The following is an 18810-nucleotide window of genomic DNA, read 5'->3' as shown; positions in this document are numbered from 1 at the left end:
AATCAGATAAAACAAAGCCCTTCACGAGAAGGGCTTTGTTGCGTTTATAAGCGTGAGAGCCTAGTTATTTACCAGTGTCAGACCGCTTGGGAGTGCATCACCGAAGATACGTTTCGATTCGCTCTCAGATAGCTCTTTGACTTCTTCAACCAGTGATACCCAAGATTCAGGTACCTTGCTTTGCTTCAACTTAGCCAGTACCTGCTCACGGTAGTCGTCTGAGATATCGAATAGGCGGTCGCCCGTCTTACGACAAATCATTACGGCTGCGAAAGCGATCATTGGCTCTTTCTGCCAGTTCTGCTCTAGCAGCTTAGGCAACCACTGTTCCGCTTGTTCACGAGGAACGACGTTATGCTGACTGCCATATAAAGGCGTACGTGATGCCAAGCGACCCATTGCCCACCAGTGTGCTTGTTCGAACTGGTTATGGTTGATGGCTTTGCTCAAGAACCACGTTGCCAATAGAACTTTGTCTTCGACTTCTAAATGCTCCAGAGAGGCAGACAAGCGCACCATCGACTCGTAACCCATATCTTGTGCCGCTTTGGCGGATTGTGGGTTTTTCATCGCACCAGGATGTAGGTATTTCGCGATGTCCGCCAAGATGGTCTCTTGTTGCTCTTGGCTTAAACCACCGGCAATACGACGCCAGAACACCCACCAGTCGGTCCAACCTTGATGGTTCTTAAACTGAATGTTTTGTTGGTAGAGACCCCAAACTTGCTCAATACGCCATGAGTCGGTTGGATCGCCAAAGCCCGGACGCAGTGCAAAGCCAGCCAAACGAAGCCAGTTTTTCTCGTGTTGTTCTGAACGGCGGCGACGCTTACGACCTTGTGCAAAGGTATCGAACAGTTGACGTAGGGTCGTGAAATCCCATTCATCGCGTTTGCCAAGTTTCTTCTCAAGATCTTTGGCTAAGGTTTTGATCTCTTTGCTTTCCGCGCTTTTCTTATTACCGCTGTAAAGGCGAGCGATCAGCTCCTTACATTCGTTCAACTTAGGGTGAAGTTTAACTTGCTCGCTGTCATCGGTTTGCTTGTTACGAACTTCGAATTCTAGCTCCCAACGTTTGTTGTCGTCTTCTGCGCTGACACATTCCATCTTAAGCGTGCCGACTTCAGTCAACTGACACGCCAGTTGCACTTCTACGCGCTCTTTCTGGTTGGCTTGCAGTTCGGCACCTTCACCTTCAAGGGTGGTGATATAAGGCGGCAGGGGAGCAAACAAGTCCGGATCAACGTCAACCATTACACCGTTTTGAATGGCGGTGTTATTGGTTAAGGTGTCGTGGGTAGAAGTCAGCAGGTTAAAGCGAACGGGCTCACCTAGGGTAAGCGAGAATCGGCGACCACTTAATCGGATCTCGTGTCCTTCTTCTGTGCCTTTTGCAAGCAAACAGAGCGCTTTGCCCATCTTGTTCTTTTCTTGAAGATGCAAGAAGTAAGAACGCGCTGCGCCACCACCAATTTTAAGTTGTGCGCCACGACGCGCTTTACCAAATGCAACAGCACCCAGTGCAACCGACCAATCTGGATGTGGGTTGTCTAATACCGTAACTGGTGCGCCGCGCCAATCGGAAAGTAGGGTAGTGACACGCTCAGTCACAAGCTCACTGTTGAACACACCACCATTGAGTAGCAAACCGACTGGAATGGCATTTTGTTTGTCGTCTTCAATGCCAAGTGCGGCACGAGAGACTTGCTGATGCGTCGTTAAGAACTCGGCAACGTGTTTGCTCACTGCTGGGTCGGCAACGTATGGAAGACCAAACTCGACAACCGCGCTGCGGCGTTTATCTGGTACTTCACTGAAATCAGAAAGCGGGAAGAAGCCATCTAAAGCGATTTGGTGCACTTCTTGTTTGCTCAGCCCAATACTCTTTGTTCCGCCAAGAAGTTTCGAGCCGCTGCCCAGCATGGTGATTTTCACTTCTTCAGGTGCATTCGCTGAAAGCAGGTTTTCTTTCGCTTTACGCGTTTGCTGAATCAACTTAGTCAGGCTTGCGGCAGTGAGCTTCTTACTTTGGTTGAAGCGGCTTTCTGCAAGGTGTGCTAATGCTAAATCGAGGTTATCACCACCAAGCATCAAGTGTTCGCCAACGCCAATGCGGTCAAGGGCTAGCTCATCTTGAGAAGAGAAACTGGCTTCAATCAAGCTCAAGTCGGTAGTACCACCGCCCACATCACACACCAGAATCAGCGGTAACTCTTTGAGTTTATCAGCTGCGGTTTGCTGGTGGCGTGCGTACCAGTCGTAACATACGGCTTGTGGTTCTTCGAGCAGGACGATTTTCTTTAAACCAGCTAGCTGTGCCGCTTCAAGCGTGAGTTTACGAGCGGTTTCATCGAACGACGCTGGAACGGTCACAACCACATCTTGGTCTTCTAACTTATTGCTAGGATGACGGTAGTTCCATGCTTGGCGAATGTGGTTGAGGTAGCTTGCGCTGGCAATGACGGGAGAGACTTTATCTACGTCTTGCGCACCAGCCCAAGGAAGAATGTCTGAACTACGATCCACTGCTTGGTGCGATAGCCAGCTTTTAGCACTGGATACTTGACGTCCTTCCACCTTAGCGCCTAATTCACGAGCCCATTCACCCACGATCACATTACTAATGTCGCCAGATACAGGTTCGTTTTCCCAAGGAAGTGTTAGGTCAGAAGGGGAGATTTGACCAACCGCTGGGTGATAGCGGAAAGAGGGCAACAATGGCTTACGAACCACTTCACCCGGGCCAATCAATTGGTCGATGTCGAATAGGGATACTTCGGATTGTTCAAGGTTGTCGGTGATTTCACAGTACGCCACCACAGTGTTTGTGGTGCCAAGGTCAATACCAACAAGAAAACGAGGAGATGCCATACAAACCTTCGCGTATTTAAAAACGGCACCCGATTGGATGCCGTTTGATTTCTATTTATTCTTCTTCGTTTGAGTTGCTTTTCGCGTCTTCGCGCACATCGAACTCAACATGCCATTTTTGACCGTTATCAGCGGCAATGGCTTCTAAGTAAAGCGTACCAAGCTCTGTGACGCGAGAGGCTAGGGTTACCGGAACCACTTCACCTTCACGACGACCTTCAGATACAGGCAGCGTTACTTGAATTTCTGGTAGCTCTTCGAGCTCTTCTGGTGCCCAGTAGTCTAGGTGAGTACCTGCTAGGTCATCACGACGAACCGTTGAGCCGAAGAATTGGAAGTTAACCGGCTGACCGATGATCAAACCAAACTCTTGGCTTGGTACGTCAACGCTTGAACCTTCTTCCATACCAAATGGTGCAACACAAAGTGCTTCCATTGGAGGCGCCATGCCCGGAATCGCTGGCATCGCACTTTCGATACCCACGTAGTACGCAGAAGCAATACCACCACGGATACGAACACCTTGACCACGACGAACAGAGCCGTAGTAAGCCGCACCGCTAGCAACCGCAAGGTCTAGGTCTACACCTGTTAGGCGTTTAGCCATTTCCGCATCTGCTTCAATTAGCCATTCGTTGATCGTGTCTTCTAGACGAGATGCTAGAAGTTTCGATTTCAGAACACCACCGTTGAATAGGATTGCGGTTGGCTTGATGAAGTCAGCTGATTGCGCCGCATCCGCACCTGGCATACCAGGCATGTTAGCGAATGGGTTGAAATCTTGAGCTGCTGCTTCGCCGCCATTTCCTGAAGCAGAAAGGGCATTAGCTTGCTTAGACAAGAACGCTGCGATGTGACGAGTAATACCTGCATCTTGCGCGTAAGGCAGACCCATTTGCGTTAGTGCACCACGGTTACGTTGAACAGGGTGGTCAGTAATCGCAACTTGAGGGAAGAAGCCGTCAACCAGTGTTTGTTGTACTTCTTCTTGAGTCAGTTCTGTTTTCAGCGTTGCGCCAAGCAGTTTAGAACCACGGCTTGGTACTACGATTGGCACTGACTGAAGTTCGCTGTCGTTCAATAGCGCTTCTTTCGCGTCGCGACATGCGTGTGTCATTGCCTGAACTTGCCATGGCTGTAGCTCTTTACCTTCTTGGGCTAGCTTCATCTTCAAGCGGTACGCAAGTGCAAGATCCATGTTGTCACCGCCAAGTAGGATGTGTTCACCTACCGCGATGCGGTTCAGAGTTAGGTTGCCGTCGTCTTCAGTTACTTCAACCAAAGAAAGGTCGGTTGTACCACCACCGATATCGACCACAAGCACGATGTCGCCAACTTCAACTTCGTCGCGCCATTTGTCGTTGCTGTTATCGATCCAGTTGTAAAGTGCAGCTTGTGGCTCTTCTAGAAGTGTTAGGTGCACAAAACCAACGTTGCGTGCTGCTTCTGCAGTTAGATCGCGAGCAGCAGGATCAAAAGAAGCAGGAACCGTAATGGTTACGTCTTGATCGGCAAGGTTGTGATTTGGGTTCGCGTGATTCCAAGCGTCTTTTAGGTGCTCTAGGTAAAGCTCTGTCGCACGAAGAGGGGAGACTTTTTCCACTTCTTCTGGGCTACCTGCTGGCAGGAAAGCATCACGACGGTTCACACCTGCGTGGCAAAGCCAAGATTTCGCACTTGCAACAAGACGAATTGGTGTTTTTGAGCCTAGGTTACGTGCAATTGCACCAACTAGAGCTTTTGGCTCGCTCGACCACGGAAGAACGCGTGATTGCGGGTTCATTTCGTGTTCGTGCGGCTGGTAAAGGAAAGAGCCTAATTGGCTACGAGTCTCTACCGTACCTGGCGCAGTTAACTGCGGGATTGGCATCACTTCAACGCGAGCGTCTTCGTTGTGTGTATCAACAAAAGACATGACACAGTGTGTTGTACCTAAGTCGATACCAACACTGAATTTAGGTGTCTGTTGAGTTTCAACAGACGCTTCTTGAGAATGGTTTTCTTGGTTCATGTGTTCCATTACAGCTCAACCTCAGCTGGAGCGATCACAGATGCATCGTAGTTCTCAGCCAGTTTAGGCAACGTCATTGATGTTGCTTTCCAGCCTTTATGAACTAGTGTGCCGTTGAATGGCGCGCTGCCTGTTACGTTGCCAGTTAGGCGGATTTCTTGTGGGTTGAAGCCTTCTTCAACCGTAATGCGAGTTTCTTCGTCTTCGTTACGAACGTGCGCTAGCGTCACGTAGTCGTTCAGTACTTTCTGACCACCAGTGTGGATTACGCGAGCGGCTGCGCCTACTTCTTCATCAGAGAATGACGTTAGGTCTTCTTTTAAGAAGTCAATCAGACGAGCTTCTTGTTGCATGATAGAAAGCAGCTGCATTGCAGAGTCTGTTGATGCGGTTGCAAGTTTTGATTCAACTTCTACAACACGCTCTACGACTTTCTCTACTTCCACTACTTTTTCTACTTCAACGATCTTCTCAACTGGTTTCTCAACCTCGACGATTTTCTCGACTGGTTTTTCTACCACTTTCTCGACCACTTTTGATTTGCGCGACACTGCAACTAGAAGAAGCAAAACGCTCGATGCGGTTAGGCCAGCGTGAAGCATATCGAACGTTTGAGGAATTAGGTTCAAATCAATGTTCATGACGTTTTTTCTCTTTCTATTGATTTATTGGTGCTCAGTATTGGCTCATATTTGTTCACTAAAACGATCGTCTTTGCGATCTTGCACCAAGTTTAGACATTAAAATGATGACGGATGGTAGCATATTCAAGGCTTAAGGCTGTAATAATTCGTGACTATACCGTACGAACAGCGTGAAAAATCGACGATCAGACTCCCCAATATAGGTTGTTGCTTGATGTTTGTGCATTGCTAACGCAGTATTTCAATAGATCCCGAAGTTTAACTTACGGAAGTATCAAAAATTACGATATGACACAAAGCACCGCTCATAAGAGCTTTATAAAACGACATTCAGACTCTATTTTAGCTTTTTTGGCGACTTTATGTGTCACTGCTGGTGTAGTTGGTGCTGCTTATACAATGCAGCAACGGTATACACAGACGACGTTTGATACTTTAGCCGACCGACAAGCAGAATCACTTAAAGCAAACGTCGAGAATGATCTAAAGTTCATTGGTGCGGGCGCAAACTTTTTCCATTCGATTGAGCGAAGCTATTGGCCATCGTTTCCCATGTATGCGGAACAAGTGATTAATAGCTCACGAAGTCTTATTGGACTTCAATGGATGCAAAAGGTCGAATTCGAAGATCTTGATGAACATATTTTAAAGACCCGTCAAAAATTTCCAAACTTCCAACCGTTTACCGTTCCTAAAGATGGTCCCAAAACCTACGGGTACATTTTTGAACACAATGAGCCAATTTTTATCGCGTCGGATATCTACCCAAGAACACCGGAAAACCTTTCTCTATTGGGTTTCTATTTTTCGCGCAAACGCTTCGATTTAATCTTGGATGATATTTCCGAAAATGGGCGAGCGAATGTCTCGGATAAAGTTCGCTTACTGCAAGATGGTTATGACAAGTCCATACCTAAGACTGGGTTGCTGGTGTTCCATCCAGTGTTCGACTTCGAGAACAAATATTTATTAGGAGTAGTGACCGGCGTTATCCGAAGTACGGTTTACTTTGAGGATTTGATTACGAAAACCGCGACGGAGCTCGATATGTCGGTGCGCGTAGAAGACTTGGGATTCGACGCAGCAGATGACCCTGTTCTCTTTCAAAGTGCTAGCTGGGATAACATTCGAGGAACCGTTATAAGCCGAACCATTCAACTGCCTAACCGTGAATGGCGTATTGACTTTAAGCTTTCTGACGCAGTCTCAGCTTGGGAGCGTTCTATTTTAGCGGGCACGACGCTAGCCGGATTGGTAATCGCCTTTTTGATCAGTTGGATTGTGAATTTACAGTCTCGAGAAAAAGAGCGCTTAGCGGTCATGTTGGAGCTCAAAACCGTTGAATTAAAAAGAATGGCAGAGCGAGACCCTCTAACTCAACTACTGAATCGCCGAGCATTCAACGATCATTTGCTTAATCAGATAAACAAAGGTGTTAACTTCGCCTTGGTTGGTTTTGATATCGACCACTTCAAAGTGATTAATGACAAACACGGCCATTTAGGTGGAGATGAAGCGTTACAACATGTCACTAAGCTGGTCAGTGCTAATTTAAAACCGGGAGATAAGTTTTACCGAGCTGGTGGTGACGAGTTTTGTATTATTTCTAAAGTCATTGATAGAGCAGTGCTAGAAGCTTACCTAGAAAAATTACGGAGTGTTGTGGCAAGTACGGCTTTTGATTATGGTGATGCGTCAATCATCTGTACGTTGAGTATCGGTGCGGTTATCCATAAAGAAGAAGATCCTGAGAGCTTGTATCACAAAATGGACAGTCAACTCTATTTGAGTAAAAAAAACGGCCGTAATAATGTGTCGATCGGCGATTAAATGGGCGCACAAATTCGAGTTTTACGCCGTGTTACGATAGAATCGCACGCTTTAAATTTTTATGTTAGGAACCAAGGCAAACTATGAACCATAACCGTATTGTATGCTTCGATTTAGAAATGTGTTGCTGGAACGAAAATGGCGTCGGCAGCACGGGTGAAATTATCGAAGTGGGGTTAGCTGAAATAGATTTGTCTAAAGGTGAGATAGTCAAGCGTGCTCAATACTACGTGAAACCAGAACACGATGAAGTGTCTCTGTTCTGCGCTGAGTTAACGGGCATCACACCACGTAAGATTGAAAAACAAGGACGCCCACTAGAAGAAGTGCTTAAATCCATGGTTAAGAACTTCGGTGGTCGCAACAAAATCTTTGCATCTTGGGGGCGAGATGACCTCATTCTTCTAGAAGAGTGTAAGCAAAAAGGTATTGAAGCACCGTTCACAGAGTTCATCAACTTAGCGACACTCTACCGTATTCAAAATCGTCTTAAAGATAAACGTATAGGCCATCGAGCCGCTCAAGAAGCAAAAGGAATAGACTGGGAAGGGCGTCAACACTCTGGCTATGTAGATGCATACAACTTAGCTAAGCTTGCTTTGACCATGTTTTAGTTATTCGAACCTAGCTAGCTTGTAATTAAATTATCATCCAACCATTGTTGTTTTGTCATGCAGTCTGTTTAGTGTGGAAAGAGCTAAACACATACCTTGACCAGTATTTTAATAACAATGTCGTTGGCTTATTGAAAAACGCGCAGAGTGCGCGTTTTTTTATGGCTACAGAAGCGATATCTGTTGTCATCCTAGGGGTAGCTTAGAGTTAGCCAGCGACTTATATACTCATCTCGTCACTTTACTGAGACTGTAACTTCGCTCGAATGAACTCGCTGTGATCAACATAGAGTAGCTCTGCTGTTTTACGGATCACCGCGTCTTCTAGCGGGTCAATTTCGCCGTCTGCGTAAGCGACTTCCCACATGCTTTTGATTAAGTTGTAACGAGTTTCTTGAGTCAGTTCTCTTAGTTGAGAGGTAAAGTCGTACAGCGAAGCGGAATCTTTTATTTTCTGTTGATTCTTCTTCATTTAACGAAAGCAGTTTCATCAATAAAGAGCGCTTTGTTTCTTGTTCTCTATCATCGACACTATGGTCTGCACCAGAAACTTCACAAAGCAAACACGCGATAGCCATGTTAGGGGAAAGTGTGTTGGTTTGGCTTAAATCAGAGCCATCAATGAGTTGTTTAAATAATGATGTGAGAGAATTAAACATAATGAACACCGAGCTATTGTTTATTTGGTTAACATGGTAATAAATACGGAAGATCTCAAGGTGCGATACCAAATTTAGCACGCCGTTGACATTTAAGCACGGCCACTTTCTCCCCAAAAAACCTAAACTCCTGAGTTAGTTCAAGGTGACTTGCCTCTTACAAAGGGCAAGTCATTTTGGGATTGATACTCAGCTTTCAGCACGTGTCGGTGGAAAATGAACTTCGTCACCATCACTCGTCAGAATACTAATTTGACTTGGTTTGCCTTCATCATCAAGACGTAGCTCACCAATGGCACTATGGTTAACCAAGCGATAAAAGTTGTGCGTACTTGGTGCGCGTTTGTAAATCTTGAGTCGTTTACGTTTTGTGAACCAGTTTAAAGGTGAGCGAGGGCTGTATAGCAGTCTATCTAGGCCATCACAAATATTGAGCAGTTGTGTAGGGAACTGATTTTTAATTCCACTACAGGTGATTTGATAGATATTCGGACTGTTTTTTCGATAGCGGAGCTTAATATCGTATGCAAAAGAGTAGTGTACGTCGCCAGAGAGAATAACAAAGTTAGTTGGTGTCTTTGTGTGTGTGAAAATACTAATAAGAGTATTCGCACTTCCGGGGTGAGCCATCCAGTTTTCAGCATCAACCATCAATGGTTTACCAAGCATGGTCACCACACGTTGTAGTGCTTCGATAAATTTCACACCAAACATTGGCGCGGCAGAAACAATAACAACTTTGTCTTGGTGCACGAGTTCTTGGTGGAACTCAATCATCGCTTCCCAGTCCATTAAGCCAGAAGGTTTGTTCATTTTAGACTCAGAACGCCAGCGTCTGGTTCGTGTATCTAGCACGACAACTTTTGGTGTCGTAGGAATGGTGTAGTGCCAATTCTCAAAGCGATACAAATATTGAATAAATGCATCTTGGGTTTGCGAGGTTCGCTCATCGATAAAGCGTTGAGCGAGGCTCATAAATTCATCATTGAATTTTTCTGGCGCATTTCCCCAACCTTGGCAAAGCCAGTAAGCAATCAAGCTATTACCGATAATGCGTTTTGCAAACGTGTTGCTGTATGCGGCTTGTTCCCAGCCTATGGTGAGATTCCAATCGTCGGTGACATCGTGATCATCAAAAATCATATAGGTTGGAATGTGAGCGAGTAAGCGTTGAACCTTGTCCAGACCTGCGACGAATTTATCAATTTGCTTTTTTTCTTCGCGCCATTGCTGCTGCCATTTGGGTTCAAGAACTTCTCCGCCGACAGTAAATTCGTTTTCTAACAAACGATCCGTTCGAACAAGCTTCCACAAGGTCGGAGACCAAACCAATAAGTACATTGCAAAGCACTCAGCAAAGCTTATTAGGTGATTCTCACACTCTTTGGCGCTGAATATTGGTGTCCCTCGGTGTGGAAAAAACTTACTTAGTAAACTGTCATCACTCACATAATGAGGCAACAATTTATCTCGACCATAATAGCAAGCAGGGTGTTGGTAGAGCTCATTGGTATTTTTTATCGGAGCTTGATCGAATTCTTCGCCTGGCAAACCCAATAAAGCTATGACTTGCTCAATGGCATCGAGAGTGGGGCCTGCAACATGGTCTGCATAGATTTGATCACCACTCATGATGAGCATATCCGGTCTTTCTTCAATGGATTGAGACGCGATTTTATGATCCGCAGCGACCAATGTATCATCACTGAAGTGATGGGGATTACGGCAAGAGCCATGTAGGAGATAATCCGCTTTTTCACTAACGAGGAACTCAATACCCAAGTTTGGCGTATTATCTCGCTCATAAGTCAGGTGAGGGAGCAGTTCCGTCACTAATCCATATTGCGTTTTTATTTGATAGCGTAACGCTTGATGGGTTGGAAACTCGCCTTCTAATTTAAGTAAGCAACACCACGCATTGAGGCCGATTTGAAGCTGTTCTTTTTGTTCACTTAAAGGGGCTTGATAAAGGATGGAGGCATTTTCATCCGTAATTTGCACCATACCCTCCAAGCGTTGGGTGGTGACTAGCCAAATATTGATTTCAGTTGCGGTCACTTTACGTAGGATCGGACCTGCAACGACAAGAGGAAGTGAAGAAATTTCAGTCGTGTTCATCAATGCTGGCAAAACGGCTCCTTATGTGTCAGCTTCTTCTTCTAATATTTCGATAACTTGCGAGCTACTAAGTTCATGTCCCATAAGGAACAAACCAAGCATCGCATCGGCTTTTGACGCGTTATTACTGTCTTCATCCAAAATTTGCTGAAGCCGAGTTCTAATTAGGTCGATTTCGTGTTCGACGAAGCCACGCCCTTCTTCGTCACCTTGACCATCTTCTGGTGCATTATCAAAGTGCAAAAACAACATGTCACCATCGAGTTGAGTCCCTATCAACCTCTCTGGCAGCCATGCTTCTCCCATCACAATGTCTGGGTCTGTGTCTGCGGGTAAATGATTCAAGGTAGAGATGAGTTCTGATGCTTTCACTTTTTACTTCATTATGTTTGATTTAGAACTAAGCTAGAGTTTAAGCGCTTGTTGTAATGGTAAAATATTCGCAAACAAGCTCACCTAGTCGTGCAATATTAATATGATCTTGGGACTCAAACTGTCACGAGGATGACAACATTTGCCATTGTAACGGCTATCATCAGCAGAACATAAGCTTTTAATGGCAAATCATTGATGTTTGCCTGCTTCTCAACCAACATTTTTCGAACTCATGAAGAGATTAATTCTAACAACACTCGCTTTACCTTTAGCTGCGGCAGTTTCTTCTGCGCATGGTGCAGACGAACAAACGTGGGGGATTGCTGCGATGTATCGCACAGCATCGATTCCGTTTTACACCGCCGATAATGACTCTACGGTGAGTACATTTGTACCAATGATGTTCTTTGAAAACGAACATGTGTATATCAATGGCATTGAAGGTGGCGCTTTTTTGTATAACGAGAGTGATTCCGACTGGCGCGCGAGCGCACTCATGCGATTGAGATTTGTCGATATTCCCATGTCGCTACAAAATGCTAATGAAGGGGACAGAGTCGATTTCGGTGGGCAAGTGCGTTATAGCATTAACGACACTTGGCGCGCAGAAGTAGAGTTGATGACGGACGACGAACTCCAGTTTCACTCTAATTACCGCCTTGCTGCCAATTATGTATTTGGTGATTGGGAATTAGAGCCATCGATTACGATTCGATACAAAGACGCTGATTTCAATAGTGAATATTATTCCTTTAAGGATATTACTGGCGAGAGAATTGGAGCTGGGCTTGACACCAATCTTGGTATTAAAGCGCGTTACCATGTAACTTCAAATTTGTATTTATTGGGTGAGACGAGTGTTACTCGCTTAGATGATAACGCCTACAACAGTCAGCTTGTAGAAGATCGATATCAGGGAGAAGTGTTTGTCGGTTTTGGCTTTTTCAACGATAAAAGCAAAGCTCCGAAACCGACACTGAGCAATAAAGCATATCTACGTATTGCGCATGGTTGGGCGACGCCTTCGAACATCGGTGAAATATTTAGCTTTGAGAGAGAAAAAGACCCATACGACAATCAACTTACTTCATTGTTTTATGGGCATCCATTAACGGATGAGCTGTTTGGTTTTCCTCTTGATATTTATTTAACGCCAGGGTTGGTTCATCACTGGTCGTCCAGTGTTCAGTCTGCGAGCACAGAATACGTCATGGCGATTAAGTCTTATTATACGGTTAATTGGCCTACGACTTGGCGATTTGGTGTAGCGGAAGGTGTGTCATACATTGATAGCATTACCTATATTGAAGGCACAGAAATGGAAGACAAGGGTTATACACCAAGCAAGTTGCTCAACTACTTAGATTTCTCGTTTGATGTCAATGTAGGCGATCTCTTCAACCAAAAGAGCTGGAACAATATGTGGGTGGGCTATTCATTGCATCACCGCTCGGCGATTTTTGAAAGCGCTTCCCAGTTTGGGCGAATTAAAGGTGGGAGTAACTACAATACTATTTATTTCCAGTTCGAGTTTTAGCGCATCGCGAGATGCATATAAGTCGGATTTGCAACTGACTTATTTATCGCCCATTATGAGTAATGATGAATAATACTATGCTGCTTTCAACGAGAAATTTCGTATATCGTGCCAGAGTTAAGGCTGTTTGTGATGCATCTGATGAATCGGATGGGATGAGCACCATGAGTATCGACTCCTCATTCAATCTTCAAATTGAAGCGATAAATTGTACCAACGCTGAATTTGCCAAACGCTTTTTTGCCATTCACGGAGAAGGGCACTTGGAGGGCGATGAATGGTTGGTGTTGTACGTCAACTCTCTTGACGTTAAGGCGGGAGACAATATAGAAATCCGTAGCGATGTCGCGTTTAATGCGATGATCGAGAATATGATAAGCGAAGCTGAGCGGTCTTTAGAAAAAGTCTACCTTGATGCAATACGCAACTTGGAGAAAGTGAATCGTTTTTGACGATGTAAGAGACCCTATAAATACGATTAAGGCATCAGGATCCAAAAAGGGATTGGCGCGAACCAATCCCTTTTGTATTCTGGTTTATTCTAACTTACGCCATTGTTGCAAGTTGGCTTTGCGCTTCTGAAATGCCTTTTGCAGCCGCATCTTCACCCATGTTTAGCGCTTCTGCGTAAACAAATTCCACATCAGTGATTCCTACAAAACCCAGCACAGTGCGTAGGTATGGCGTAACGTTGTCAGTTGGTGAATCTTTATGGATACCACCGCGAGTCGTTACTACAATCGCCTTTTTACCTTCAATCAAACCTTGAACGCCGTTTTCTGTGTATTTGAATGTCACGCCTGCACGAGCAATCAAATCAATCCAGTTTTTAAGCTGAGTCGGGATGGTGAAGTTGTACATTGGAGCGGCAATAACCAAAGTGTCTGCGGCCTTTACTTCTTCAATAAGGGTGTCAGACAAGTCGACCACCGCTTGCTGTTCTTGTGAAAGATCTTCCGTAGCGCGCAGTGCAGTCGCAACGGCGAAGTCCAAAACAGGTAGAGGGTTTGCAGCCAAATCACGAACAGTAAGCTTGTCTTGGTCTACATTTTTGATGAAGTTTTCAACCAATTTGTTTGATTGAGAGTAATCGCCAAGGATGCTTGATTTTAGAGCTAGTACACGAGACATAATGGTTATTCCTTAAATAAGTGCTTTCGACTATGGGAGCTATTATAAGCAACGTAAGTGAGTTCAAAAGCCTAGCGATTCGCTGAACATGTTCGAAAAAATTGAATGAGCTTTCGGTTATCTTGTTACAGATCTTGTGTGATACAATCCGCGCAGTTTTTGTAATGAAAAGAATAGGAAACGCTTTGACTTCGTCACAGCCCCCAAAAAAGAATCTAGCTGAAGAGCAAGCGACACCGTCAAATGGTGCGCAAAAAGCGACAGCGAAACAAGCTCAAACACCTCAGGCTCAAGTGAATAGTGCTGCATCTCTGCGTAAAGCGCTGAATCAGTGCATGATGCGCGACCGTTTCCGCTTGAGTAAACGTATTTCTGGTGCAAGCAAAATTAAGAAGGACGCAGCGCGTAATGCTGTGTTCGACGAAATCGCATTAGACATCGCCCAATCCATGATGGTTGTGGAGCAACGTAGTAGCTACAAACCAACGATTGAATACCCTGAAATTCTTCCAGTCAGCCAAAAACGCGACGATATTGCGAAAGCGATCGAAGAAAACCAAGTGGTTATCGTCGCGGGTGAAACCGGTTCAGGTAAAACCACTCAGCTACCCAAAATCTGTGCTGAGCTTGGTCGCGGTAAATTTGGTCTGATTGGTCATACTCAGCCTCGTCGTCTTGCAGCGCGTTCGGTTGCTAACCGTATTGCCGAAGAGATGGAAACCAAGCTTGGTGAGTTTGTTGGTTACAAGGTTCGATTCAACGATCAGATCTCTGAAAATACCCAAATCAAATTGATGACGGACGGTATCTTGCTAGCTGAAATTCAGCATGACCGTTTCTTGAATCAATACGACACCATCATTATCGATGAAGCGCACGAGCGCAGCCTCAACATCGATTTCATCTTGGGTTACTTGAAAGAGTTGCTGCCACGTCGTCCTGATTTGAAAGTGATCATCACGTCGGCAACCATCGACCCAGAACGCTTCTCAAAACACTTCAACAATGCACCAATCATTGAAGTATCGGGTCGTACTTACCCGGTAGAAACACGTTACCGCCCACTAAGCGGTGATGACGACAATGATCGTGACCAGCTTGAAGGCATCTTCGAAGCGGTAGATGAACTGTGCGATGAAGGTTTAGGTGACATCCTGATTTTCATGAACGGTGAACGTGAAATCCGTGATACCGCAGATGCATTGTCCAAACGTAATCTGAAGAGCACGGAAATTGTGCCGCTTTACGCGCGTTTGTCGGCAGGTGAGCAGAATAAGATTTTCCAACCTCACACTGGTCGCCGAATTGTACTGGCAACCAACGTGGCAGAAACCTCGCTAACTGTTCCGGGCATTAAATACGTTATCGACCCGGGTACGGCGCGTATCAGTCGATACAGTTACCGTACTAAGGTTCAGCGTCTTCCAATCGAGCCAGTTTCTCAGGCGAGTGCGAACCAGCGTAAAGGTCGTTGTGGTCGTGTGGAAGAGGGTATCTGTATTCGTCTGTACTCAGAGGAAGATTTTGAGTCGCGCCCAGAGTTTACTGATCCTGAAATCCTGCGTACCAACCTAGCGTCGGTTATCTTGCAAATGACGGCACTTGGTTTGGGTGATATTCAAGCGTTTCCATTTGTGGAAGCACCGGATAAACGTAACATCCAAGACGGCGTACGTTTGCTGGAAGAGCTTGGTGCGATTAACTCTGAGGTAAAAGACCCGAAAAAACGCCTGACTTCCATTGGTCGCCAATTAGCGCGTTTGCCAATCGATCCGCGCTTGGCGCGTATGGTATTGGAAGCACCAAAATATGGTGCGCTTAAAGAAGTGATGATCATTGCAGCGGCCTTGTCGATTCAAGATCCACGCGAGCGTCCTTCCGACAAACAACAATCGTCAGACGATAAACATCGTCGCTTCTTCCATGAAGAGTCGGACTTCCTGACATTTGTGAATTTGTGGGAATACATCCAAAAGCAGCAAAAAGCCTTGTCTAGCAATCAGTTCCGCAAACAGTGTAAGCAAGACTATTTGAACTACTTGCGCGTTCGCGAGTGGCAAGACGTGTACTTCCAAATTCATCAGTCGATGCGTGAGATGGAGTTCAAGCTTAACGATGAGCCCGCTTCTTACCATGGCGTACACAGTGCCATTTTGGTTGGTTTGCTGTCGCACATCGGCATGAAAGACCAAGAAAAGAATGAATATCAAGGCGCGCGTAATGCTCGTTTCCATATCTTCCCTGCATCAGGTCTATTCAAGAAACAGCCTAAGTGGATCATGTCTGCTGAGTTGGTGGAAACCTCAAAACTTTGGGGTCGTATCATCGCAAAGATTCAGCCAGAATGGATTGAACCGTTAGCTAAACACCTTATTAAACGTAGTTACAGCGAACCACATTGGTCGAAGAAACGCGCTGCGGTGATGGCGCACGAAAAAGTGATGCTTTACGGCGTACCAATCGTACCGAAACGCTTGGTCAACTACGGCAGTATCGATTCGACCGTAAGTCGCGAAATCTTCATTCGTAGTGCATTGGTTGAGGGGGAATGGGAAACCAAACACGCGTTCTTTAAGCAAAACCGTAAGCTTCTGCAAGAAGTGGAAGAGCTTGAGCATAAATCTCGTCGTCGTGACATCTTGGTGGATGATGATGAGCTGTTTGATTTCTATGACCAACGTGTTGGTACTGAAGTCGTTTCTGGCAAACACTTCGATACGTGGTGGAAAAAGGCATCTAAAGAAAATCCGGAACTGCTGAACTTTGAAAAAGAGATGCTGTTCAAGGGTGATGCTAGCCATGTGACCGATTTGGATTACCCGAACTTCTGGCATCAAAATGGTTTGAAGCTCAAATTGAGTTACCAATTTGAACCAGGCGATGATAGTGACGGTGTCACAGTGCATTTGCCGTTGCCGATTTTAAACCAAGTTGAACCAGCGGGTTTTGATTGGCAGATCCCAGGTTTACGCCATGAGCTTGTGGTTAGCTTGATTAAATCGTTGCCAAAGACAATTCGTAAGAACTTTGTGCCTGCGCCAAACTATGCCGATGCATTCTTAGCACGTGTCACGCCAATGGAAGCGCCGCTGCTAGATTCATTAGAGAAAGAGTTGCGACGCATGACGGGCGTAGAGGTACTGCGTGAAGACTGGAACTTGGAACAAGTACCTGAGCACTTGAAAGTCACGTTCCGCGCGGTTGATCATCGAAATCGTAAACTGAAGGAACATAAAGACCTTCATGAACTGAAAGAAAGTTTGAAAGACAAAGTTCAAGAAACGCTTTCCAAAGTTGCGGATGACGATATCGAACAGCAAGGTCTGCATACGTGGAGTTTTGGCGAATTGCCGAAAGTGTATCAACAAAAACGTGGCGGCTACGATGTAAAAGCGTATCCGGCGCTTGTTGATAGCAAAGACAGCGTTGAAATCAAACTCTACGAAACCGAATTTGAGCAGATCACCGCAATGCGCGCTGGCCAGCGTCGTTTGATTTTGTTGAATGTACCGTCTCCAATTAAATATTTGCACGCTAACTTACCGAACAAATCGAAGTTGGGGTTGTATTTTAACCCTTACGGCAAGGTGCTTGATCTGATAGATGACTGCATTGCCTGCGGTGTCGATAAGCTTATTGAAGAGCAGGGTGGTTTAGTTTGGGAGCCAGAGAAGTTCGAAGCGTTGAAAGAACACGTTCGTGCTGAATTGGGTGACACCGTTGTAGAGATCGCTCAACAGGTTGAGACTATTCTGACCACGGCGTTTAGCATCAATAAGAAGCTAAAAGGCAAGATCGACTTCACAATGGCGTTTGCTCTGTCCGATATCAAAGCACAAATTGAAGGCTTGATCTTCAAAGGCTTTGCAACGGAATGTGGCTGGAAGCGCTTGCCGGATATTCTTCGCTACATGCGCGCGATAGAGCGCCGTATGGAGAAGTTGCCAATCGATCCAAACAAAGATCGTTTACATATGCTGAAGATTGAATCTGTGACTCAAGACTATAAAGAGTTGCTGAACAAGATCCCGAAAGGTGTGGCCATTCCTGAAAATGTAAAAGAAGTGCGTTGGATGATTGAAGAACTTCGCGTGAGTTACTTTGCTCAACAATTAGGCACTCCTTATCCTGTTTCTGATAAACGAGTCAAAAACGCGATTGATGCTTGCTAATCAACCAGTAAAATAGTGTCAGATTTGTAATTATCGCTTAAGAAGTTGCTGGTACACTAATTGCTAGTAACTCAATAAGCATTATTTTTTAGTTCCGGGAGGCAATAGTTCGCCTCCCTTTATTTGTAGTACCAACGACTGAGTTATGCAGACGTGGGAATAATAAAGAGTAAAGGTAGATGATGAAAAAAACTCTATTAGCAGTGGCGCTACTTGGCGCATCTTCTGCGGCAATGGCGGATTCTTGGATTTACGGTGGTGCAACAGTAGGTCAGTCTGACTACAAAGGTGAAACGGACACATCATACTCTGTTCACGTTGGTACAGGCATTCTACCTATCATTGGTGTTGAAGCTGGTGTAACACAACACGGTGAGTTCAACGTAAATGGTCAAGACACTAAGCTAACTTCTTACTACGCAGCACTTAAGCCAAGCATCGACTTCGGTCCGCTACACGTGTACGCAAAAGGTGGTTTCCATCAGTGGGACAAAAAAGTGAAAGGCGGCAAAGACGATGACGATTTGGACCTAATGTACGGTGTGGGTGCTGAGTACTTCATTTTTGGCCCAATGTCTGTTGGTGCTAGCTACATGAACTACACTGCTGGTAAAGACGATATCAGCACGTTCTCTGTTAACGCAACACTACATTTCCTATAAGCGTCAAGCTTTCTAACACCATATGAAACACACCGGCTTTATGTCGGTGTTTTTTTGTCTGGAAGTCACAAAACAAAAGTTGAACATAAATTATTCACTTTTAGAGTCTTAAAATGCCTATGCTTTCCAATATATAGTGGCGATTAAATGCGCATATTTGCGTAATGTTTCGCTTAGGAATCGATC

General features: G+C 45.3%; 12 protein-coding genes and 1 pseudogene. 6 read left to right on the top strand and 7 right to left on the bottom strand.

Features of this window, described 5'->3' with window-relative positions; translation table 11 throughout:
• Positions 1-60 precede the first annotated feature (60 nt).
• Genes R7Z49_RS10880 through R7Z49_RS10870 form a run of 3 tightly spaced genes read right to left on the bottom strand, consistent with a single transcriptional unit; the run spans position 61 to position 5523 of the window.
• Positions 61-2871 carry an Hsp70 family protein gene (locus R7Z49_RS10880; protein WP_186584285.1) on the bottom strand — a complete coding sequence of 937 codons (2811 nt, stop codon included), beginning with the start codon at positions 2869-2871 and terminating at the stop codon, positions 61-63.
• A 55-nt stretch (positions 2872-2926) separates the two neighbouring features.
• Positions 2927-4891, bottom strand: a complete 1965-nt coding sequence (locus tag R7Z49_RS10875; protein WP_256901100.1) for an Hsp70 family protein — start codon at positions 4889-4891, stop codon at positions 2927-2929.
• Entirely contained in the window at positions 4891-5523 is a 633-nt protein-coding gene (locus R7Z49_RS10870; protein ID WP_017634945.1) for a DUF2760 domain-containing protein, read from the bottom strand. The genes R7Z49_RS10875 and R7Z49_RS10870 overlap by 1 nt, the downstream gene beginning before the upstream one ends.
• 291 nt (positions 5524-5814) lie before the next feature.
• Here R7Z49_RS10870 and R7Z49_RS10865 point away from each other — a divergent pair, with 291 nt between their 5' ends.
• Together R7Z49_RS10865 and R7Z49_RS10860 are read left to right on the top strand one after the other, a co-directional pair.
• Positions 5815-7356 carry a sensor domain-containing diguanylate cyclase gene (locus tag R7Z49_RS10865; RefSeq protein ID WP_005377686.1) on the top strand — a complete coding sequence of 514 codons (1542 nt, stop codon included), beginning with the start codon at positions 5815-5817 and terminating at the stop codon, positions 7354-7356.
• 83 nt (positions 7357-7439) lie between these two features.
• Positions 7440-7970, top strand: a complete 531-nt coding sequence (locus tag R7Z49_RS10860) for a 3'-5' exonuclease (RefSeq protein WP_005377684.1) — start codon at positions 7440-7442, stop codon at positions 7968-7970.
• A 241-nt stretch (positions 7971-8211) separates the two neighbouring features.
• On the opposite strand, the pseudogene R7Z49_RS10855 reads toward R7Z49_RS10860, so the two are convergent.
• The 3 genes and pseudogenes from R7Z49_RS10855 to R7Z49_RS10845 all read right to left on the bottom strand — a co-directional run bounded on the left by R7Z49_RS10855 (position 8212) and on the right by R7Z49_RS10845 (position 11119).
• Positions 8212-8629 (bottom strand): annotated as a pseudogene (locus tag R7Z49_RS10855) (TerB family tellurite resistance protein).
• A 189-nt stretch (positions 8630-8818) separates the two neighbouring features.
• Positions 8819-10759 (bottom strand): alkaline phosphatase D family protein, encoded by a 1941-nt coding sequence (locus R7Z49_RS10850; protein WP_033905249.1) that lies wholly within the window; start codon positions 10757-10759, stop codon positions 8819-8821.
• 9 nt (positions 10760-10768) lie between these two features.
• A complete protein-coding gene (locus tag R7Z49_RS10845; RefSeq protein ID WP_017634942.1) occupies positions 10769-11119 on the bottom strand; it encodes a hypothetical protein in 351 nt (116 codons plus the stop codon).
• 235 nt (positions 11120-11354) lie between these two features.
• Here R7Z49_RS10845 and R7Z49_RS10840 point away from each other — a divergent pair, with 235 nt between their 5' ends.
• Together R7Z49_RS10840 and R7Z49_RS10835 are read left to right on the top strand one after the other, a co-directional pair.
• Positions 11355-12659 carry a MipA/OmpV family protein gene (locus tag R7Z49_RS10840; protein WP_318111650.1) on the top strand — a complete coding sequence of 435 codons (1305 nt, stop codon included), beginning with the start codon at positions 11355-11357 and terminating at the stop codon, positions 12657-12659.
• Between the two features lie 164 nt (positions 12660-12823).
• Positions 12824-13111, top strand: a complete 288-nt coding sequence (locus tag R7Z49_RS10835; protein WP_005389458.1) for a hypothetical protein — start codon at positions 12824-12826, stop codon at positions 13109-13111.
• A 94-nt stretch (positions 13112-13205) separates the two neighbouring features.
• Here R7Z49_RS10835 and R7Z49_RS10830 read toward each other — a convergent pair whose 3' ends face one another.
• Entirely contained in the window at positions 13206-13790 is a 585-nt protein-coding gene (locus tag R7Z49_RS10830) for an FMN-dependent NADH-azoreductase (protein ID WP_017820648.1), read from the bottom strand.
• A 185-nt stretch (positions 13791-13975) separates the two neighbouring features.
• On the opposite strand from R7Z49_RS10830, the gene hrpA reads away from it, so the two are divergent.
• Both hrpA and R7Z49_RS10820 read left to right on the top strand, forming a co-directional pair.
• Positions 13976-17962, top strand: a complete 3987-nt coding sequence (gene hrpA / locus R7Z49_RS10825; RefSeq protein ID WP_005377665.1) for an ATP-dependent RNA helicase HrpA — start codon at positions 13976-13978, stop codon at positions 17960-17962.
• A gap of 182 nt (positions 17963-18144) precedes the next feature.
• Positions 18145-18624, top strand: a complete 480-nt coding sequence (locus R7Z49_RS10820; RefSeq protein ID WP_021033871.1) for an outer membrane beta-barrel protein — start codon at positions 18145-18147, stop codon at positions 18622-18624.
• The last annotated feature ends 186 nt before the right edge of the window (positions 18625-18810 follow it).

The sequence above is a fragment of the Vibrio sp. 1562 genome, from assembly GCF_033340155.1.
Classification (GTDB): domain Bacteria; phylum Pseudomonadota; class Gammaproteobacteria; order Enterobacterales; family Vibrionaceae; genus Vibrio; species Vibrio alginolyticus.
This window is presented reverse-complemented; position numbering and strand designations above follow the sequence as displayed.